At 53.2% G+C, this 18,516-nt stretch carries 23 protein-coding genes; 18 read left to right on the top strand and 5 right to left on the bottom strand.

Annotation, left to right across the window (positions count from 1 at the left end):
- The first annotated feature begins 63 nt into the window (after positions 1-63).
- Both E5336_RS07275 and E5336_RS07270 read left to right on the top strand, forming a co-directional pair.
- Positions 64-1,302, top strand: a complete 1,239-nt coding sequence (locus E5336_RS07275) for a helix-turn-helix domain-containing protein (RefSeq protein WP_135980451.1) — start codon at positions 64-66, stop codon at positions 1,300-1,302.
- 39 nt (positions 1,303-1,341) lie between these two features.
- Positions 1,342-2,742 (top strand): 3'-5' exonuclease, encoded by a 1,401-nt coding sequence (locus E5336_RS07270; protein WP_135980450.1) that lies wholly within the window; start codon positions 1,342-1,344, stop codon positions 2,740-2,742.
- Between the two features lie 62 nt (positions 2,743-2,804).
- Here E5336_RS07270 and E5336_RS12405 read toward each other — a convergent pair whose 3' ends face one another.
- The gene (locus E5336_RS12405; RefSeq protein ID WP_168353590.1) at positions 2,805-2,981 is read right to left on the bottom strand and encodes a hypothetical protein; all 177 of its coding nucleotides are present in this window, start codon (positions 2,979-2,981) and stop codon (positions 2,805-2,807) included.
- A gap of 167 nt (positions 2,982-3,148) precedes the next feature.
- On the bottom strand, positions 3,149-4,048 hold the full coding sequence (locus E5336_RS07265) for a DUF362 domain-containing protein (protein ID WP_135980449.1): 900 nt from the start codon (positions 4,046-4,048) through the stop codon (positions 3,149-3,151).
- A 111-nt stretch (positions 4,049-4,159) separates the two neighbouring features.
- Here E5336_RS07265 and E5336_RS07260 point away from each other — a divergent pair, with 111 nt between their 5' ends.
- The 3 genes from E5336_RS07260 to E5336_RS07250 are packed head-to-tail and all read left to right on the top strand — an operon-like array spanning position 4,160 to position 6,244.
- A complete protein-coding gene (locus E5336_RS07260; RefSeq protein ID WP_135980448.1) occupies positions 4,160-4,753 on the top strand; it encodes a histidine phosphatase family protein in 594 nt (197 codons plus the stop codon).
- Positions 4,750-5,337, top strand: coding sequence for a histidine phosphatase family protein (locus tag E5336_RS07255; protein WP_135980447.1), 588 nt, complete (start codon positions 4,750-4,752; stop codon positions 5,335-5,337). The genes E5336_RS07260 and E5336_RS07255 overlap by 4 nt, the downstream gene beginning before the upstream one ends.
- Position 5,338: 1 nt before the next feature.
- A complete protein-coding gene (locus E5336_RS07250; protein WP_135980446.1) occupies positions 5,339-6,244 on the top strand; it encodes a ketopantoate reductase family protein in 906 nt (301 codons plus the stop codon).
- A gap of 221 nt (positions 6,245-6,465) precedes the next feature.
- On the opposite strand, the gene E5336_RS07245 is transcribed toward E5336_RS07250, so the two are convergent.
- Both E5336_RS07245 and coaBC read right to left on the bottom strand, forming a co-directional pair.
- A complete protein-coding gene (locus E5336_RS07245; protein ID WP_135980445.1) occupies positions 6,466-7,254 on the bottom strand; it encodes a type III pantothenate kinase in 789 nt (262 codons plus the stop codon).
- Positions 7,248-8,444 (bottom strand): bifunctional phosphopantothenoylcysteine decarboxylase/phosphopantothenate--cysteine ligase CoaBC, encoded by a 1,197-nt coding sequence (gene coaBC / locus E5336_RS07240; protein WP_135980444.1) that lies wholly within the window; start codon positions 8,442-8,444, stop codon positions 7,248-7,250. The genes E5336_RS07245 and coaBC overlap by 7 nt, the downstream gene beginning before the upstream one ends.
- A gap of 180 nt (positions 8,445-8,624) precedes the next feature.
- On the opposite strand from coaBC, the gene E5336_RS07235 reads away from it, so the two are divergent.
- The 13 genes from E5336_RS07235 to E5336_RS07175 all read left to right on the top strand — a co-directional run bounded on the left by E5336_RS07235 (position 8,625) and on the right by E5336_RS07175 (position 17,432).
- Positions 8,625-9,770, top strand: a complete 1,146-nt coding sequence (locus E5336_RS07235; protein WP_135980443.1) for a glycerate kinase family protein — start codon at positions 8,625-8,627, stop codon at positions 9,768-9,770.
- On the top strand, positions 9,763-10,275 hold the full coding sequence (locus E5336_RS07230; protein ID WP_135980442.1) for a hypothetical protein: 513 nt from the start codon (positions 9,763-9,765) through the stop codon (positions 10,273-10,275). The genes E5336_RS07235 and E5336_RS07230 overlap by 8 nt, the downstream gene beginning before the upstream one ends.
- A 3-nt stretch (positions 10,276-10,278) precedes the next feature.
- Positions 10,279-11,247 (top strand): asparaginase, encoded by a 969-nt coding sequence (locus E5336_RS07225; protein WP_135980441.1) that lies wholly within the window; start codon positions 10,279-10,281, stop codon positions 11,245-11,247.
- A gap of 93 nt (positions 11,248-11,340) precedes the next feature.
- Entirely contained in the window at positions 11,341-12,219 is an 879-nt protein-coding gene (locus E5336_RS07220) for a Cof-type HAD-IIB family hydrolase (RefSeq protein WP_135980440.1), read from the top strand.
- A 13-nt stretch (positions 12,220-12,232) separates the two neighbouring features.
- Positions 12,233-13,399 carry a GNAT family N-acetyltransferase gene (locus tag E5336_RS07215; protein ID WP_135980439.1) on the top strand — a complete coding sequence of 389 codons (1,167 nt, stop codon included), beginning with the start codon at positions 12,233-12,235 and terminating at the stop codon, positions 13,397-13,399.
- Between the two features lie 78 nt (positions 13,400-13,477).
- Positions 13,478-13,867 carry an Inorganic pyrophosphatase gene (locus tag E5336_RS07210; RefSeq protein ID WP_135980438.1) on the top strand — a complete coding sequence of 130 codons (390 nt, stop codon included), beginning with the start codon at positions 13,478-13,480 and terminating at the stop codon, positions 13,865-13,867.
- A gap of 70 nt (positions 13,868-13,937) precedes the next feature.
- Positions 13,938-14,489 carry a rubrerythrin family protein gene (locus E5336_RS07205; protein WP_135980437.1) on the top strand — a complete coding sequence of 184 codons (552 nt, stop codon included), beginning with the start codon at positions 13,938-13,940 and terminating at the stop codon, positions 14,487-14,489.
- Positions 14,490-14,558: 69 nt separating this feature from the next.
- Entirely contained in the window at positions 14,559-15,020 is a 462-nt protein-coding gene (locus E5336_RS07200) for an SseB family protein (RefSeq protein ID WP_135980436.1), read from the top strand.
- Between the two features lie 206 nt (positions 15,021-15,226).
- Positions 15,227-15,493, top strand: a complete 267-nt coding sequence (locus tag E5336_RS07195) for a hypothetical protein (RefSeq protein WP_135980435.1) — start codon at positions 15,227-15,229, stop codon at positions 15,491-15,493.
- Positions 15,490-16,005, top strand: coding sequence for a phosphatase PAP2 family protein (locus E5336_RS07190; protein WP_135980434.1), 516 nt, complete (start codon positions 15,490-15,492; stop codon positions 16,003-16,005). The genes E5336_RS07195 and E5336_RS07190 overlap by 4 nt, the downstream gene beginning before the upstream one ends.
- A 184-nt stretch (positions 16,006-16,189) precedes the next feature.
- Positions 16,190-16,624, top strand: coding sequence for a hypothetical protein (locus E5336_RS07185; RefSeq protein ID WP_135980433.1), 435 nt, complete (start codon positions 16,190-16,192; stop codon positions 16,622-16,624).
- The gene (locus E5336_RS07180) at positions 16,585-17,031 is read left to right on the top strand and encodes an AEC family transporter (protein WP_168353589.1); all 447 of its coding nucleotides are present in this window, start codon (positions 16,585-16,587) and stop codon (positions 17,029-17,031) included. Before E5336_RS07185 ends, E5336_RS07180 begins: the two co-directional genes overlap by 40 nt.
- Positions 17,032-17,045: 14 nt before the next feature.
- Positions 17,046-17,432 (top strand): YybH family protein, encoded by a 387-nt coding sequence (locus E5336_RS07175; RefSeq protein ID WP_168353588.1) that lies wholly within the window; start codon positions 17,046-17,048, stop codon positions 17,430-17,432.
- 15 nt (positions 17,433-17,447) lie between these two features.
- Here E5336_RS07175 and E5336_RS07170 read toward each other — a convergent pair whose 3' ends face one another.
- Complete coding sequence (locus tag E5336_RS07170) at positions 17,448-18,515, bottom strand: 3-deoxy-7-phosphoheptulonate synthase (RefSeq protein WP_277820817.1); 1,068 nt, start codon at positions 18,513-18,515, stop codon at positions 17,448-17,450.
- Position 18,516 lies beyond the last annotated feature (1 nt).

Raw genomic sequence — 18,516 nt, 5'->3', positions numbered from 1 at the left:
CCTTTCTCGTTTGAAATCATTTTATAATGGAGCTGTATTTTCTCAAGGAAAGGATATTCAGGAATGTTGAAGACTGGAAAAAACGAGAAAAGCCACGTTCAAGGCGCGCTTATGCGGGCGTTGCGGTCGCAACGGGGATTTTCCCTCGAAAACGTGGCTGGCGATCTTTCGGTTTCGAAAACGACATTGTTTCAAATGGAAAAAGGAATCCGGGCCGTTGACGAGGCGTTGTTTCAACGCTTTATGGAACGATACGAAATTCCCTTTGACGACGATTGGAGTCGTCTGGACGAAGCGAAAGGGCAAATCGCGAAAGCGCGGAACGCCATTTACACACGGAACAAGGAAGAAGCCAATGAGATCCAAATCAGAAATCAAGCGATAAACTACGGGTATTTCCACCGTCAGCTGCTCGATTTTGTGTTGGACGTACCGTTTTATGGAAAGGACAAAAAGGCGTGGCACGAGCGGCTTGAAGCCATTGAACAGGATTACGACGTGTTGGAGGAGCGGGAGCTGGCGCTCTTTTACGCGGTGGCCGGTTACGACCAAATTTGGAACACGGATGGACGGGAGGCCCGAAGGCTGCTGGAAACCGGCTTGCGGCTCGCCCGCCAATGCGGCGACCGGAAAGTCGAGGCGCTGGCGCTGTTGTGGCTCGGTCAGCGGGAAATCGGCGCCCGACATCCTTTGGAGGGACTGCGCCTCACGCAAAAGGCGAAAGCGCTGTTTGTGGAACAAAACCAGTGGAACCGGGCCGCGGATGCCACGATGCAGTCGGTGTGCTTTTTGTGTTCGATGCGCGCGTATGAAGAGGCAAACCGCCAGCTGGATCAACTGGAAAAGACGGAGGGCGTTTCTTGGCAGGAAGTCGTGAACCAGCGGATCTGGATTGCCTTCCAGCAAAAGGAGTTCGCGCAAGGGTGCGCGCTCATCGAGGAAAACCGGACGAAAGAAACGCTTTTGGACGGCAATTTCGGGCTGCTGCCGATGGGATACTTTTTGCTTGGCGAAACCAGTCGGGCCCAAGAGGAGCTGTCAATGCTTCTTCCAATCGCCAGCGATCCATGGACAAAAGCTGGATTGACGCTGGTGGAGGATTTACTTCGTTCGAGGCGTAAAAACATCCACCGTACCTTGAAGACGCTGGGCCATCAAAGTGAAGCGCGCCGCAAAAGGGACGTGTACCGGTTTTTGCTGGGGTGCGTCATCGAGACGAGAACGCGGATCTTGGACGACAAAGATGTGGAATCGCTGCGCGAGCTTGTCGAATGGCAGCGGGAGTGGATGGAGCTGGAGTAGAAAATTTTATTAAAAATCGTGTAGGTGTATAATGGCGGTATGAAACCATTTGTATCGCGAAGGAGTATGAAACAATATCCGCTGGATTTAGACAAAATCGCGGATTGTTTTGTCGCTATTGATTTTGAAACGGATGGCCGGGACAGCCAAAACGGGCGTGTCATCGAAATTGGTGCCTGCTTTTTTGAAAACGGGAAGCCGGCAAAGACGTTTTCCTCGCTCGTCCATTCGGTTGAAACCGTTTCGCCGTTTATTACCGAACTGACCGGCATCACATCCGAAATGGTGCAAACCGCGCCACCGGAAAAAGAGGTGTGGGAACAGTTTGTCCGGTTTTTGGGCGGCGCGCTGGAAGGAAAGGAAATCGTGGTCGCCCACAATGCGGGCTTTGACACGGCGTTTTTGAAGGCCACGCTGGAGCGGCTCGGCTACTCGGCGACGATTCGATACTTGGATACGGTCGACTTGTCGCAAAAGCTGCTGCCGCACATGTCAAGACACGCGCTCAACGTCGTTTGCGAGGAGCTGGCCATCGAACTGGAAAACCACCACCGGGCTTTGGATGACGCCGTGGCGTGCGGACACATTCTCGCCCGGTTGATGAGTGATCAGGCGGCTTTGAAAAGGCATGTCAAAAACGTGGCGCAAGCGCTTTCGAAGCGGGAGCTGGAAATCGTGTCTGCCATTGTTTCCATGGGCGAGGCGGACTGGGGTGTTGGCAAGAGCGGCAGCTCGGTCGTCACGGTGCGCGCGAAAGGAAAGCCGGTATGCAGCTTCGTATGTGCGGGCGACTCGTTTTCCCTTTTAGCCAACGCGGATTTGCTGGAACAATGTCCCTGGACGTGGACGTTTGCCAACCAGAAAGAATGCGAGTACGGCTTGTTTCGGCTTTCTTTGGACGAGATCGGCCAGCTGGAATATTTTAAGCCATATATTCAAGCCTCGATCCAAAAGGCGATGGAATGTTCGTTCGAGGACGAAAGCCGGCGTGTCGAGTGGATGTATGGCATTGAGAAGCAGACGTACGAGAAGATTAGACCGCGGCTGCGCGAAACCGTTTTGACGTCTTCGTATACGCAGAAGGAGGCGAAACCGGTTCCGTTTGCGCAAAAGCTGAAGATCGAAGCCGCGAAGCCATTCAATCTGGCGGATTACGAGCGCGGCCTGGCGTACCGGTTTTATCTTACGAAAGCCATTGAGGCGCGCAAGCGCCGGCGCTACACGCCAGCCAAGACTTTTTTGAAAAAGGCGTACGCGAACGGCTTGCGCTGCGCGGAGCTGTTTGTAGAAATCGCCAACGTGTATCAGCACCAAAAACAAGCCGGAAAAGAAGTGGAATGGCTTTTAAAAGGCGCCTCGTTCATGGACGCGATCCATTTTAAAAAAGAGCGGCAGCTTCTTTTGCTTCGGGCGGCAAAACGTCTGGCCAAACAGCCATAAAAGAGGGCTGTTTTTTTTTGCGTTTTGGAACAAAAAAAAACGCCCGAAGGCGTTGGGGAAAATTAATGAAGCACGCCGGACTCGTTCAAAACGGCCTTTTGAACGGCGCCAAGCTGAACGTTGGATTTAGCCGGCCGAATGCTGGAAGGCATGCTCCAGTCAAAGTCGCTCGTTCTCGAGCTCATATATCGTTTGATCATTTCATCGGATTTCATTTTGTTGATTTTGTTGAATTTCATGGTTTGTTCCTCCTTTGAACATCCTCAATATAGTCCTTTTTTTTGAAATGTCAAAGGGAAATACATAAAAAAGATTCAACAATATAAAAGTAAGCGTTTACTTTATTTATCCTGAAAATTGAAAGCGCAATCAAAAGAAAAGACGCCGGTTGGCGTCAGGGAAGCTTTTACTTGTCGATGTCGATCAGCTCGTACTCCTTCGTTCCAAAGCCGAGCGCGGCCGCCGCGTCCACCGTGTGGCGTCCGTTTCTGGATTCGATGCGCTCCACAAGATGGTCGCGTCCCGGATCGGTCGAATTGTACACCATGTCCAGGCACGCCTGGTCGATGGCGACCGGATCGGTCGAAATCATGATTCCGATGTCTTTCATGCAAGGATCTTCCGCCACGTGGCAGCAGTCGCAGTCTACCGACAAATTGACAAGGGCGTTGATATAGACGACATGGTCTTTGAAGTAGTTGTGGACGGTTTGCGCCGCGTCCGCCATGGCTTCCAGAAACTCGTCGTGCTCGATCGGGATTTCCCAGCAGTCTTTCATGTCTTTGGATTTGCCGGTCGAATGGATCCAGCATTTTCCATCCGAGGAGGCGACACCGATCGAGAGCTGTTTGAGCGCGCCGCCAAAACCACCCATCGGGTGCCCTTTAAAGTGGGAAAGAACGAGCAGGGATCCATATTTGTCGATGTCCTTGCCGACATAGTTCTCCTTGAGGATCTTGCCGTTTGTCACGTCGAGAACGAGGTCCGGTCCCTCGGCGTCGAGAATGTCGACATCGAAGTTTTCCGTCCAGCCATGCTCTTTGAGAACCCGGCGGTGGCTTTCCGTGTTGAAGCGGTGCCCGCCCATGTCGTGCCCGTATGCCGTATTGCATTCGACAACGGTTCCGTTCACTTTGTCGATGATGGGCTTCACAAATTCAGGCCGCAAAAAGTTTTGATTGCCTTTTTCGCCCGAATGCAGCTTGACGGCCACGTTGCCTGTCAGCTCCTTGCCCAGCGCCTCGTACAGGCGGACAAGGCTTTTCGAACCGGTGTCTTTGGTGAAATACACTTTTGATTTTTCCATAAGTTCAACCTTTCTCCTTATCATATTTTTGGTATTTTCATCATATTCCTTGGAGTTCGCATCAAGCAATGTTTTTCTGAAAATTTTTTTCTTTTTCTTTATAATAAAATTATGAAAAAGAAAGTGTATGTTGTCCGTCACGGACAAACCGAATTCAACGTGCAAAAGCGATGCCAGGGATGGAGCGACTCGCCTCTGACCGAAAAGGGAAAGGCGCAGGCGCGTAAGGTCCGGGCGTATTTTGACGAACACGGCATTCGTTTCGACCACGCCTACGCGTCCGATTTGCAGCGCGCGATCGACACGATGTGCCTCATCACCGCCGGATACGATATTCCCCGGTTCACGACGGCCGGCTTGCGGGAAATGAGCTTTGGCCGGTACGATGGCGCTTTCCACGCCGACATTCCATCGGGCGACATGGCGACGTATTTCAAGACAGTCGGCGGCGAGACGATGGAAGAGGCGATCGTGCGCGCGTACAAAACGATCGTGCAAATCATGGCCCAGCCCGATCATGAGTGCGTGTTGTGCGTGAGCCACGGCATTCCGGTTTCGGGCTTGTTCCGCTCTTTGCCAAGGGACAAGACGATCGAGGATCCGCGCGATTTTCGCAACGGCTGCATTCTCGAATACGAAATCGACGGTTACGATATGAAGCTGGTCCGGTTCGTGCAAACGGAAAAGGAGAAATTTGTTTTATGAGGAAAAAACTGTATTTGATGCGGCATGGCGAGACGATGTTCAACGAGAAGAAAAAGATCCAGGGCTGGACCGATTCGCCTTTGACAGAGCTAGGAAAGGCGCAGGCGTTGAAGGCGAAAGCGTGGTTTGACGAAAACGGCATCGTCTTTACCGACGCGGCGTGCTCGACTTCGGAGCGCGCCAGCGACACGCTCGAGCTCGTGACGTCGCTGCCGTACGTCCGGCTCAAAGGATTGAAGGAAATGAATTTTGGCAAGTTTGACGGGGAAAGCGAAGCGCTCAATCCGCCGTTGGAGGCATACGACACGTTTTTTGCGGTATATGGCGGCGGGGAGACGCGCGCCCAGGTTGGAAAGCGCATGAACGAGACTCTGACCCGTTTGATGGAACAGGAGGGACACGAAAGCGTGCTCGTGGTTTCGCATGGAGGGGCGATCGCCAACTTTTACCGGCAGTGGGAAGAGGACGCCAAGGTGAAAAAGACGGAACGGTTTTATAATTGCTGCGTGCTCGAGTACACGTTCGAGGATGGACGGTTCGTTCTCGAGCGGATCGTGAATCCAAACCGCCCGGAAGGGGACTGACATGGACGCGATTCAAAAGGTGCTCGTCGTTGGCCGGGGCGCGGTCGGCGGGTTGTTTGGCACGCTTATCGAGGAAAAGATTGGCGACCGGTTCGCGTTTTTGTGCGATGAAGACCGGAAGGCGCGCTACCAGCAAAACGATTACGTCGTCAACGGCGTGAAAACGACGGTGCGGTATGTCAGTCCGGCCGACGCGTATCCGGTCGATCTCGTATTGATCGCCACGAAAGCTTCGGGTTTCGCGGACGCGATGGAGCAAATCAAACCGTTTTTGAAGCCGGACACGATTTTGGTTTCCTGTCTGAACGGCATCGAAAGCGACGAAACGCTCATGCGCGCGTTTTCGCAGCCGGTCATTCGCGCCATCTCCCAGAAAATGGACGCCCGCTACCACGATGGCGAGCTGACGTATTCCAGCACGGGCGAGCTCGTGATCGGCATGGAGCAAAAGAGCCAGAAAGAGGCGTTTGAAGCGCTGGTGGATTTTTTTGAACGAATCCGGTTTCCGTATGTCGCCTCGAACGATATCGTCCACGACCAGTATTCCAAGCTTATGCTGAATTGCGGCATCAACCAGGTGTGCGCCATCCATCGCGCGACGTATGGAAACGTGATGTGGGATCCAGAGCTCCATCGGCTTTTTGTCGACACGATGAAGGAAACGCGGGATGTGCTCGCGACGCAAGGCGTTCGCATTTCGGATGCGGAAATCGAAAGCTGGGAGGACGCGATCGCGCGCCTCGATCCGGATTCGATGCCAAGCATGGCGCAGGATGTGCTGGCCGGACGGAAGACGGAAGTCGACTTGTTCGCGAAAACGATCATGGACATCGCGAAAAAAGCGGGCGTTCCAGCCCCGGTCAACACGATGCTGTATGGAAAAATCAAGGAGATCGAGAAACGGTAAAATGGCGAATATCTTCGCCTTTTTTTGTTCTAAAATGCGGAAATAAGGTTTTATTGATTTTTCGATTGCCTCCCGAGAAGAGAGAAAATGTGAAATCGCCTTTTTGATTGTAGGATCCCTGCGTGAAAGGAATTTGTATCCTTACGAGTAGACTACGCGCAAGTATACAAATTTTCGACCCGGTTAAGCCACATAAAAAGCGCGCCCGTGACGCGCTTTGCCTATTCTTTTGGAGCGGATTTGACATCCTTGTTTTTTTCGTAAATGAGCTTCAGACCTTTAAAAATCAAGTTTGGATCGTACACGTCGATCAAGTCGGTGTGGTCGCAAATCACGCGCCCCAAACCGCCGGTCGCGATGACCTTGAAATCCTCCTTCAATTCCTTTTTGAACTGCTTCACGGTCAATTCGAAGCCGCCCAGAAACTGGTAGAAGATGCCGGCCTGCATTTCTGCCTGCGTGTTTTTGGCTAAAATCGTGTCCGGCCGTTTGATTTCCACTTCCGGCAGCTGCGCCGTCTGACCCCACAAGGCGTTGGCGCCCGACTCGATGCCTACGCCAATCGCGCCCGCTTTAAAGTGACCTTCCTTCGTGACGTAGTCGTACGTCGTGGCCGTGCCAAAATCGACGACCAGCACCGGTCCGCCATACTCGTGGTACGCGCCCGCGCAATCGGCGATCCGGTCCGCGCCGACGCTTTTCGGGTTTTCAAGCTGGACGCTGATGCCCGTTTTGATACCCGGGCCGACAATGATCGGGTCGATGTCGAGAAACTTGATGATGCCGTTGCGAAAGGAGTGCATGATCTTGGGGACGACGCTGGAAACGATGACGTTGTGCACGTCGTCAAGGTCGATGCCCGCCGCGGTCAAAAAGTTGACAAGACTGGAACCGTACTCGTCGGAAGTCCGGCGAATCTTGGTCGTCAGCCGATAATTGGCAATCAGATCGTCGTGTTTGAAGACGCCGATCGTGATGTTCGTATTTCCTACGTCGATGGCTACTAGCATGCGTTTTCCTCCAGTGTTTTCATCGTTTTCAAAATGGTTTCGCCCACTTCCTCCTTCGTCAGCGTGCCAAGCTCGACTTTGTCGTCCGGAAAGAAGATCGTGACGACGTTGGTCGAAGTCTGGAAGCCGGCTCCTTTGGTAAACAAGTTGTTGGCCACCAGGAGGTCGCAGTGTTTTTTCGCCAGCTTTTCCTTCGCGTTTTGTTCCAGGTTTTCCGTTTCCATCGCGAAACCGCAAAGAATCTGCCCTTTTGGCTTGTGGTCGCCAAGCCAGGCGAGAATATCCGGGTTTTTCACAAGCTCGACCGCCATTTCATCGTCCTTTTTCTTCATTTTCTGCTCATGGACGCGTTTTGGACGATAATCCGATACCGCCGCCGCCATAATGATATAGTCCTGATCGGCGTGGCGGGCTTGTATCGCTTCCAACATGTCCTGCGCGCTGCGCACCGGTACGGTGTCGACGCCCTCGGGTGCCGCCAAATCGACCGGCCCGTGCACGAGCGTGACCCGCGCGCCCAAATCGCGCGCCTTTTTCGCGATCGCGAAACCTTGCTTTCCGGACGAGTGGTTGGAAATAAAGCGCACCGGATCCAGCGCCTCCTGCGTCGGTCCCGCGCTCACCAGAACTCGTTTTCCTTCCAAAATCCGGGGAGCGAACAACTGGTCGATCGCCTCCGCGATCGAGTCGACCGAGGCGAGCTTTCCTTTGCCGACATCCTGGCAGGCGAGCATGCCTTCTTCCGGCTCCACGATGTGCCAGCCCAGCTCTCTGGCTCTTTTCAGGTTTTGCCGGGTAACCTCGTTTTCGTACATATGCACGTTCATGGCCGGACAAATCATTTTTTTCGTGTGGCACGCCAACGCGGTCGTGGAAACGAGGTCGTCCGCTATGCCATACACGACTTTGGCGAGGATGTTCGCGGTCGCCGGAACGATGACGAACGCGTCCGCCCACTTGGCCAGGGTGATGTGGGCGATCGGATCCTCGTTCGTCTTGTCGAACAGCGAGGTTTCGCATTTGTGATGGGAAAGCGCCTCGAACGTGATTGGATTCACGAATTCCATCGCGTGCGCGCTGAGGACGACTTTGATTTCATAGTTTTTTTTCGTCAGCCGGCTCACTAAATCGCACGCCTTGTACGCCGCGATCCCGCCGGTCACCGCGATCACGATATGTTTTTTATCCATAGTATATTGCTTCCAGACATCAAAACGATGTGTGTTCCTTTCTTTTATTTTTTCCATTATAAATCATTGTCCCTGTGATTCCAACGGGAAAAATCGCCAGGGAGGAAACGAATGTGGAAAAGGATGGCCAACATGCGAACTTACGATTGATTTCCCGAAGCGGAGAAGTAAAATAGAACTATGAATATTTTAATCGCCTGCGACTCATTCAAAGGATGTATGTCAAGCGAGCAGGCATGCGAATGTATGAAAAAAGGATTGCGGACCGCCAATCCAAAGTGGCGCGTCGAAACGTATCCGATGGCGGACGGCGGGGAAGGCTTCGCGCAAGTCCTGTGCGGCTACATCCGCGGCAAAATGGTGGAAGTCGAAACCGTGGATTTGCTCGGACGGCGCATCAAAGCCCGCTACGCCTGGAACGAGGAGCAAAAACTCGCCGTTCTGGATGTCGCCAGCTGCATCGGGCTCAACTTGTACGAGCGCGCGGACCGCAATCCGCTGGCCGCGTCGTCGTTTGGCGTCGGGCTGCTCATGAAGGACGCCTTGCGGCGTAAGTGCCGGAAGATGATCATCGGTTTGGGTGGCTCGGGAAGCAACGACGGCGGAATGGGGATCCTGAAGGCGTTTGGCGCCAAATTTTACGATGCCCAGCGCCAGCTGCTGGCGCCCAACGCCTACAATCTGGAACGCATCGCCTTTATTGACAAACGGGGATTTTCGTTTGATCGCGACGTCGAGCTGATCGTGGCGTGCGACGTGAAAAACCGGCTGCTCGGAAAAAACGGGGCGACGTACACGTTTGGGCGACAAAAGGGCATTTTCCCTTCGCAAATGAAGCGGCTCGATACCGCCATGGCCCACTACAATCAAAAAATCGACCAGACGTTTCACGTCGACATGGACGCGTTTGAAGGCTCGGGCGCGGCCGGCGGCATCGGTGGAGTGCTTTTGGGCGTGTTCCGGGCCTCGATGCGTCCCGGCATCGAGGTGTGCATGGACTACGCCCGCTTTCCGGAGGCGCTCGACAAGGCCGACCTCGTTTTCACCGGCGAAGGGCAGACCGACGCCCAAACCTTGTATGGAAAAGTGCCGTACGGCATCGCGAAGGTCGCTTCGCGCCGCCACGTGCCCGTGGTGTGCTTGAGCGGCGCGCTGGGCGCGGGCTACGAGCCCCTTTACAAGGAAGGCGTTATCGGCATTTTTTCGACGGCGGACCGGGCCATGGACTTTCAGACCGCGCTGTCGTGCGGAAAGGAAAAGCTGGAGGCGCTCGCGTTTTCAGTGGGAAAACTCATTAGAGGAATCGAGGAGATCAAAGATGAATAAAAAAATACAAAAAATCGTGGCGGGAGCGCTTGTGCTCGTGCTCGGTTTCGCGCTGACGGCTTGCGCGGCCAAAAAGGATTTTCGGGAAGAGCCGGTCACGATGGCGGAATTGAACGAGAAAATCGAAAAAAAGGAATCGTTCAAGCTGCTGGTGGAGCGGGACAACTGTCCGTTTTGCCAGGAACTCAACGACTATGTGGACGAAACGAAAAAGGACCACGACGGAACCGTGTACGTGCTGGATGTGACGGATTTTGATTTCAAGCGCGAAAAGGAAGACGACTTGACGCTTGTGTCGGAAAACGAGGATGGCAAGCAGTTTCTCGCCCTGTTTCCTTATTTTTTATACACCCCGACGATTTACACGATCGAGAAGGGCGAGGTGAAGCAGGCGGCCATCGGCTACGATCCGCAAAACCAGACGATGAGCTTGTGGGATGTCGATTCGTCCATCGACTGGGACAGCGCGGAAACAACCGGCGTCTGGGATTATTTGGAAGCCTAGCCTATGAAGACAATCGCGATTATCGCCACCGGCGGCACGATTGCGGGTCAAGGCAGCGCCTCGGCCTACAAGGCGGGGGAAATCGACGTGGATTCGATCATCGCCAGCATTCCGCGAATCAACGAGCTGGCCAGGCTGCATTTGATTTCCCTGTACCAAAAAGACTCCAACGACATCACCGCCCGGGACTGGGTCGAGCTGCGGAATTTGTGCTACGCGCTTGGCCATGACGACTCCATCGACGGTATCGTCATCACGCATGGAACGGATTCGTTCGAGGAAACGGCGTATTTCCTGAACCTGACGCTGGACATTCGTAAACCGGTCGTGATGACGGGCGCCATGCGTCCGGCGACGGCCACCAGCGCGGACGGGCCGATGAATTTGTACGAAGCGGTGGCGCTGGCGACCCATCCGCAAGCGAGCGACGCCGGCGTGCTGGCGGTGTTCTCGGACACGATTTATTCGGGGCGGGATATCACGAAAACCAACAGCATCAAAACCGACGCCTTCAAAATGGGCGAGTTTGGAACGCTGGGCTATATGCGGGACGAGAAAGTGTACTTGCAGAACATGCCGTACCGGATGCACACGTATCAAAGCGAGTTTTCCACGCTGGAGTACGACACGCTGCCCAAGGTGTCCATTTACTATGTGCACGCGGACTGCGACCCGAAACTGTTGGAGTGGATGCTCGCGCACAACGACGGGGTCGTGCTGGCGGGAAGCGGCTCGGGCAATTATCCCGATTCGATCCGCCGCGTTTTGGAAACGAACGAGACGTCGTGCGTCGTCGTGCGCGCCTCCCGGATTTTGGAGGGCGCGGTGTTTGACTCGGACGTGTTCGACCCGCTGCGAAAAACGATTCCGGCATACCGGCTTTCGCCGCACAAGGCGCGGATCCTGCTCATGGTCGGCCTGGCGGCCGGCTGCGACGAGGAACGCTTGCGCAAAGCGTTTGAAACGTATTGAGGACGACAAAGAAGAAGCCCGATTCCGGGCGCTTTTTTTTGGCAATGCGGTATAATGAAATGGACAACAGGAAGAAGAAGGAAAAAAACAACTATGATCAATATTCTTGCTTTTGATTTAGACGGCACGCTGCTTACTTCGCAAAAGACGATCGACCCGCGAACGCTGGCGGCGATTGAAAAAGCCAAACAGGCGGGCATGCACATCGTGATTGCTTCCGGACGCGATAAAAACGGCTGCCGGTTTGTTTACGAGCCGCTCGGGCTGGAACACGGTCCGCATTTTCTCGCGCTCGTCAACGGGCAGATCTTGTATGATTTTGAAAAAAAAGAATACGATTTGGACGATGTTCTGCTGCCGGAAGACGGATTGAAGATCCAGGAAGTGTGCCGGAAGTACAATGTGGAAGGCATCTTTTGCTGCGGGTACGATTTTTACAGCTACATTTCCCGGCTGGGACGAATTAAAAAAACGGTGAAAACCATCGTGCGCGGCGAGCCGGCCGACTACGGGCTGAAAGCGGGGGCGAGCCACCGCAACTTTATCGACTTGCCATACAAAGACATTACCTTGACGCAGGACATCAACAAAGTGTGCCTCGTGCATTCGGCGTCGTTTTTCGATAAAAACCTCGACAATCTCAAGGCGGACCTGAAGGACTACGACGTGCTGCTTGTGGGGCCGGAATGGCTGGAAATCATGCCGAAAGGCGTTTCCAAGGCGTCGGCGCTTGACAAGATCGCCCGCAAGCTAGGCTATACGATGGAAAACGTCATGGCGTTCGGGGACGCGGAAAACGATGTGGAAATGCTGGCGAAAGCGGGCATCGGCGTGGCGATGGGCAACGCGATGGATACCGCCAAAGCGGCGGCCAATGTCGTGACGAAAACCAACGACGAAAACGGGATTGGCGAAGTCATCGACAAACTGCTCGAAGGAAACGAGGACTTTTTGAAAGTCGGCATCATATAGAAATGAGGATACAATGAAATACGTAAGAGAATTGAACGAAAAAGACCGGAAGGCGCAGCTCGATTTGATTTGCGAAGGATTCCCGTGGAACACGCCGGAAGCGATGAAGGCGCGCTTCGACTTGCTTGTCGCGCATTCGGATTCTTTTGGCTCGTTCGAAGACGAAACGCTGGCAAGCCAAATTATCGCCACGCCGTATACGATCGACTTTTTTGGGACGCCGTATACGATGGCGGGCATTGGTTTCGTGGCGACGTCCGAAAATTTTCAGCACCAGCATCGAATCGACGATTTGATGAGCGCGATCTTTAAAAAACTGCATGAAAAGGGATGCGTCCTGTCGTATTTGGCGCCGTTTTCCTATCGGTTTTACCGCCGGTTTGGCTACGAGAAAGTGTTCGACATGCTGGATTTTCAAATCGTCCAGCGGGATTTGCCGCGCTTCGACCACACGTATCGCATCGAAGAGGTGGATTGGGCGCAGGCCGCGCCAATCGTGCACGATTTGTACGCCAGACGCGCCAACCGGGCGCGCGGGCTGATGGCGCGCGAGCCATGGTGGGAAGAGTATAAGTTTCATTTGCGCAAGCCGTACCGGTTTTGGATCGCGTACGAAGACGACGAGCCGGTCGGCTACATGGCGTATTTGGAGGACTTGGAAAAGCGGACGCTGTCTATTTTTGAAATCGTCGGGCAGGAGCCGGTGCTGCGCGCGTTTCTGGCCCAGCTGCGCGAGCAGGAAGGCGTGGACACGATCGCCTATTCGTGCTGTCAGGGACTGGATGAGATTGTCGATATTTTAGAGGACGCCAGCCCGGAAACCACGATCCGGTTTCAGCGGGGCATGATGGCGCGTGTCGTGGACGTGGAGGCGTTTTTGCGCTCGTATCCGTTCGCCCGCAAGGCGAAGTTCGCTATCGAGATTCGCAGCGACCGGTACGCGCCATGGAACGTTGGCATATACGAGGTGGAGCATCGAAAAGGGCACACGAAGGTGAAGAAGGTGTTCCGCACAGAAGAGCCAACGGCCCGTATGGATATCGAAGTGTTCGTGAAGTTGTTTTTTGGCGTGTTCGATCTGGACCGGGATCGCGGGCGCGTCGAGGCGGACGCGAAGCTTTGGCCGATGATCGCGCGCTGCGTCCGGCCGCAAGGCGTGTTGTTCGCGGATTATTTTTGAAAAAACATTTCAAAAACACATGTAAATCTTTCAATAAAGATGTATAATAATGAAACCGGCATATCAATGGAGGTCTTTATGAAAGCGTTAGAGAACAATGTATATTTTTGGCAAAAACTCGACACACTGCTCCTGTCGTGCACGTGCACGATCGACAGGCCCAAAGGATCGACACATTTTAAATATTCCAATCTCGTATATCCGGTTGACTATGGATTTTTGGCGGACAGCGTGGGATCGGATCAAAGTCCGATCGACTTGTTCAAAGGATCCGGAAAAGCCAACCGGGTGGAGGCGATCGCCATTTCGGCGGATATTTTGAAAAAAGATTGCGAAGTGAAGCTTCTGGTCGGATGCACCGAGCAGGAAACGGAAAAGATCCTACAGTTTTTGAATCAGACTCAATTCCAGAAAGCGATCCTTGTGCGCAGAGGGAAAGAGATGCCATCATGGGCGACCAGCGACTAAGAAGCTGGTCGTTTCTTTTGTACCGGGAAACCGAAAGGCATAAAATAAAAAGGAACGGAGGTAATCAAATATGTTTACTGTCAACTTAAAAGGGGAAAAAACTCTAAAGAACTTGCAGACGGCTCTGGCCGGCGAAGTGATGGCGTACACAAAATACCAGTGGTACGCGCAACAGGCGCTCAAAGATGGATATCGGGTTCTTTACGATATTTTCAATGAAACCGCGGCCAACGAAAACGAGCACGCGAGAATGTGGTTCAAAGCGCTTCACGACGGCGAGATTCCGGGAACGGTTCAAAATCTGACGGACGCCTGGGCCGGCGAGAATTACGAATGGGAAACGATGTATGACACGTTTGCCAAAGAAGCCGAAGAGGAAGGCAACACGCAAATGGCGGAGCTGTTCCGCAAAGTCGGCGAGATCGAGCACCATCACCGCGACCGGTATCAAACGATGCTCAACGAAGTGCAGGGCGGAACGGTGTTCAAACGCGACCACAAAGTAAAATGGATGTGCTTGAAGTGCGGATACATTTGCGAGGCAGAGGAAGCGCCACTCAAATGTCCGGTTTGCCAAAACAGCCAGGCCAACTTCCAGGAGCTTATTGATTACGACTGCTAAAAAGGCGGCGGGGAGTGATTCCATTCACTCCTCTTTTTGTTTTATAATGGAAAAAGAAACGAGGTTTTAATGATGAACGACAATGAACAGGAAATCCGGGCCCACATCGAAAAGATCGCCTATCCGACTTTTGAACAGCGGGTGCGGGAATGGATCGCCGCAGGAAAACTGGGCGCGCCGTACACGGTCCTTGAACAAATATTTTTGATGGCGAAAGCGGGCGGCGAAGGCGTCGTGCCCGTTCGGAACAACTTCGATCAAAACGGGGAGCTGTCCGGCTTTACGATCAAAACGGTGCGCGCGGGACACGATGGCGCCCACTATGTGCCGGTGTTTACGCGCAGCGTGTATGCCGAGAAGGCCGGCTCGCGTACGAACGTCATCGCCTACCCGCTCCAGAAGCTGATGCAAATCGCCGGCAGCGATCCGCAATGCGCCGGTCTGGTGTTTGATCCATGGACGTATGATTTCGTCGTGCCGGCGGACGCGTGCCGTTTCTTTTTGGAAGAAGCGCAAAAGCAGCAGGCGTAGGCGCGAAGAAAAAGATGGAACGCTGCAACGCTCCATCCTAGATGAGTGAATGTAAACCACTTCGTTTACGGTTCCATTATAGGCGAAAACCGAAAAAAATGAGGGGATTTTGCTTGCGATTGAACGCACATTTTCAATTTCGATAAAAAAATTTTGAAAATTTGTTAACAGATGCGAACGTGTGGCGATTGTGGTATTCTTTCTCTATGAGTCAAATTGAAATTTTATCGTGCGAGCAGGCTTTACGCGCGCTTGGCGAAGGAGAAGTCGCGCGGATGGTCGAGCAGCCGATCCTTGTTCGCCAAAAGGAGGATAAGCTGCTGACGGTGCATCCAAACTGGCATGCCGCGTTGTCCGTACCGGAATTTCGGGCGCTGTTTCCTACGATGCACTTTCGCGTCGTGGCGCGGGAAGACGGCATCGACGAGGCGAAAGACGCGGATTACTACGCGTGGAGGAGTAAATACTTATGAATTGGGATGGCGGGATCTTGCTTTGGCTGCAAGACCATGTGCGGCACGTCGGCCTGGATACGATCGTGTTGTGGATCACGAACTCGATTCCGTTTGTAGCGGGGCTGTTCGTGGTTTTGCTTTGTTTTAAAAAGACGAGAAGGTTCGCGATTTTCGCGTTGGCGAGTCTGGCGATTTGTCTGGCGTGCAACGCCTTTGTGATCAAGCCGTTTTTTTCCAGGATCCGGCCGTTTATCGCCATTCCGGGCCTCGATCTGCTTGGCCCGGTGCCGGGCGGCTCGTCCTTTCCCTCCAGCCACACGACGGCGGTGTTCGCTCTGGCGTGGATGAGCTTGTGGTGCAAACAAAAAAAATGGACGATTCCGCTTTTTGCGTACGCGATCGTTGTCGCCCTGTCGCGCTTGTATTTGGGCGTGCATTATCCGACGGATGTGCTGGGCGGTATTTTGGTGGCTTGCGTGTTAAGCTGGCTGACGTATCGGGCGCTGAAAGCGGTGGGCGCGAAACCCTAGGAAGAGATCGAAGGATCTCTTTTCTTTTTTTGATCAAATGTAACTTTTGATGTTACACATAATCTGTGATATCCTCTTTTTGTAATAAGAAAGATTACATTGATGGAAGAAGGGAAATTATGCTGGATTTGGAGCTGGAAATTTTGTGCTTGCTGGGAATGGGAATCTGGATTGAAAAAAAGGAATGCTGAACGCGCAAACCGTTTCGCAGCTGACGGATTTTGTTGTGGATATCGTGTTGCCGTGCGCGATCGTTTCCTTGTTCGAGATGAAGCTGACGCCCGAGATCCTCGTTTCGACAAGCCAGGTGTTCGTGCTTGCCATCGCGATGCCAAGGCTTGTACTGGATCTTGAACCGGTTTCTTTACCGAACGTGGGGAAATGGCGAGCAAATTTGCGCGAAGTACGCCACGATGGTGACGAACGCGAGTTTTATCGGCATGCCCATCGCGCAAAGTCTTTACGGAGCGACAGGGCTGCTGTTCGCGTCGATCAGCGTGTTGCCGCAGCGCGTTTTGATGTGGTCGTACGGGTTGTCGTTGTACACACCAAAAACAAGACGTCGACTGGCGGAAGATCTTGTTCCATCCGTGCGTCGTTTCGATTTTTATTGGCATAGGCGTTATGGCGGCGTATGGCGCGGGATTCGTTTTGCCGGAAGGCGTATCGAAGACGCTCAGTATGGTGGGAAACTGCTCGACGCCGTTGTGTCTGGTTATTATCGGCACGATCGTCGGTCGTTTGGACTGGAAAGATCTCTTTCCATGGCGCGGTTTTCTCTTTAGCGTGTATCGGGTCTTGCTCCTGCCGGCTGTGGCGCTTCTGCTCGTGTGGTGGCTGCCGGTTCATTCGCTGGCGAAACAGATTTCCGTCCTGCTGACAGCGATGCCCGCGGCGACCACGACGGTCATTTTGGCGGAAAAATACCAAAAGAATCCGAAATTCGCAAGCCAGCTCATGGTTTTGTCGACATTTTTGTCTTTTGTGAGTATTCCGCTGTTCACGTTTGTTTTACAATGGATCTAAGAAGGAGAAAAAATATGAAGGATCAAAACGAGATTTTCGCGCTGGTGCGCCGGTATCAGGCCGCGATTCACACCCAGGACATCGAGGCGTTTAAAAGCTTGTGGACCGGAAAAAACAATACGCTCATTTCCATTACCGATTCGTATAGCGGACTTGATTCGATTACAAGGGATTTTTTGATTGGCGGTATTCAGGGCGCGTATGAACGGATCGAGCTGATTGCCGAGGATATTCAAGTGCGCTTTGTTGCCGAGGAGCTGGCCATCGTGATTTTCCAGTATCGTACAGAGTGCGTCAGACGGGAAACGGGCGAGTCATACGGCATCCGGGGACTGGAAACGCAAGTTGTGCAAAAAGTGGATGGACAATGGAAACTCGTCCATGTGCATTATTCGAAATAAAAAAGAGAAACGCCTTTAGCATTTCTCGTAAATCTCGTAAATTAGCTGTTCTGTGTCATCCCAGCCAAGGCACGGGTCGGTAATCGACTTGCCGGGCACCATGTCCTCGCCAATTTCCTGCCGGCCTTCCTCGAGGTAGCTTTCGATCATCAAGCCTTTGACGAGGTTCTTGAGCTCGGGGTTATACTTTCTGGAATGGAGCACTTCCTTGGCGATGCGGATCTGCTCCTTGTATTTTTTGCCGGAGTTGTAGTGGTTGCAGTCGACAATGACGGCCGGATTTTTCAAATCGGCCTTTTTGTAGGCGTCCAGCAGCCGGATGAGATCCTCGTAGTGGTAGTTCGGGATCGCGGTGCCGAATTTGTCGACGCCGCCACGCAAAATCGTATGCGCCAGCGGGTTGCCTGTCGTTTCCACGTCGTACAGGCGATGGATAAAGTTGTGCGGATGCTGGGCGGCCGTCACGGAATTGAGCATGACGGAAAAATCGCCGCTCGTCGGGTTTTTCATGCCGACCGGGATGTCCGCGCCGCTGGCCACGAGCCGGTGCTGCTGGTTTTCAACCGAGCGGGCGCCGACGGCCTCGTAGCTGAGCAAGTCGTCGAGATAGTCGCGGTTGTTTGGATACAGCATTTCATCGGCCGCGGAAAGGCCGGTTTCCTGCACGATGCGCAAATGCATCTTGCGGATGGCGATGATGCCCGACAACAAGTCCGAAGGCTCGTTGGGATCGGGCTGGTGCAGCATGCCTTTGTAGCCGTCACCCGTCGTGCGCGGCTTGTTCGTGTAGACGCGGGGAATGATCAGGATTTTGTCGCTGACCTTGTCTTCGATCGCTTTAAGGCGATGCACGTATTCGACAACGGTTTCCGGATTGTCGGCAGAGCATGGTCCGACAATCAAAATGAATTTGTCGGATTTGCCGGTAAAGATATCTTTGATCTGCTCGTCGCGGATCGCTTTTTTTTGTTTGGATTCCTCATCCATGGGAATGAGCTCTTTCAAGACGTCGGGACTTGGAAGCTCATGGTTGATCTTGAACGCCATAGGGTTACCTCTCTTTTCCTCTCTATGATACGCAATT

Source organism: Dubosiella muris (assembly GCF_004793885.1).
Taxonomy (GTDB): Bacteria; Bacillota_I; Bacilli_A; order Erysipelotrichales; family Erysipelotrichaceae; genus Dubosiella; species Dubosiella muris.
This window is presented reverse-complemented; position numbering and strand designations above follow the sequence as displayed.

Bases quoted from the DNA above. Each gene is read 5' to 3' on its own strand.
- E5336_RS07235 (WP_135980443.1), top strand. From the start codon at position 8,625: ATGAATATTTTAATCGCCTGCGACTCATTCAAAGGATGTATGTCAAGC.
- E5336_RS07210 (WP_135980438.1), top strand. From the start codon at position 13,478: ATGAAAGCGTTAGAGAACAATGTATATTTTTGGCAAAAACTCGACACA.
- E5336_RS07265 (WP_135980449.1), bottom strand. From the start codon at position 4,048: ATGGAAAAATCAAAAGTGTATTTCACCAAAGACACCGGTTCGAAAAGC.
- E5336_RS07245 (WP_135980445.1), bottom strand. From the start codon at position 7,254: ATGCTAGTAGCCATCGACGTAGGAAATACGAACATCACGATCGGCGTC.
- E5336_RS12405 (WP_168353590.1), bottom strand. From the start codon at position 2,981: ATGAAATTCAACAAAATCAACAAAATGAAATCCGATGAAATGATCAAA.
- E5336_RS07260 (WP_135980448.1), top strand. From the start codon at position 4,160: ATGAAAAAGAAAGTGTATGTTGTCCGTCACGGACAAACCGAATTCAAC.
- E5336_RS07175 (WP_168353588.1), top strand. From the start codon at position 17,046: ATGAAGGATCAAAACGAGATTTTCGCGCTGGTGCGCCGGTATCAGGCC.
- coaBC (WP_135980444.1), bottom strand. From the start codon at position 8,444: ATGGATAAAAAACATATCGTGATCGCGGTGACCGGCGGGATCGCGGCG.
- E5336_RS07230 (WP_135980442.1), top strand. From the start codon at position 9,763: ATGAATAAAAAAATACAAAAAATCGTGGCGGGAGCGCTTGTGCTCGTG.
- E5336_RS07255 (WP_135980447.1), top strand. From the start codon at position 4,750: ATGAGGAAAAAACTGTATTTGATGCGGCATGGCGAGACGATGTTCAAC.
- E5336_RS07270 (WP_135980450.1), top strand. From the start codon at position 1,342: ATGAAACCATTTGTATCGCGAAGGAGTATGAAACAATATCCGCTGGAT.
- E5336_RS07190 (WP_135980434.1), top strand. From the start codon at position 15,490: ATGAATTGGGATGGCGGGATCTTGCTTTGGCTGCAAGACCATGTGCGG.
- E5336_RS07205 (WP_135980437.1), top strand. From the start codon at position 13,938: ATGTTTACTGTCAACTTAAAAGGGGAAAAAACTCTAAAGAACTTGCAG.
- E5336_RS07200 (WP_135980436.1), top strand. From the start codon at position 14,559: ATGATGAACGACAATGAACAGGAAATCCGGGCCCACATCGAAAAGATC.
- E5336_RS07215 (WP_135980439.1), top strand. From the start codon at position 12,233: ATGAAATACGTAAGAGAATTGAACGAAAAAGACCGGAAGGCGCAGCTC.
- E5336_RS07195 (WP_135980435.1), top strand. From the start codon at position 15,227: ATGAGTCAAATTGAAATTTTATCGTGCGAGCAGGCTTTACGCGCGCTT.
- E5336_RS07275 (WP_135980451.1), top strand. From the start codon at position 64: ATGTTGAAGACTGGAAAAAACGAGAAAAGCCACGTTCAAGGCGCGCTT.
- E5336_RS07225 (WP_135980441.1), top strand. From the start codon at position 10,279: ATGAAGACAATCGCGATTATCGCCACCGGCGGCACGATTGCGGGTCAA.
- E5336_RS07250 (WP_135980446.1), top strand. From the start codon at position 5,339: ATGGACGCGATTCAAAAGGTGCTCGTCGTTGGCCGGGGCGCGGTCGGC.
- E5336_RS07185 (WP_135980433.1), top strand. From the start codon at position 16,190: ATGCTGAACGCGCAAACCGTTTCGCAGCTGACGGATTTTGTTGTGGAT.
- E5336_RS07220 (WP_135980440.1), top strand. From the start codon at position 11,341: ATGATCAATATTCTTGCTTTTGATTTAGACGGCACGCTGCTTACTTCG.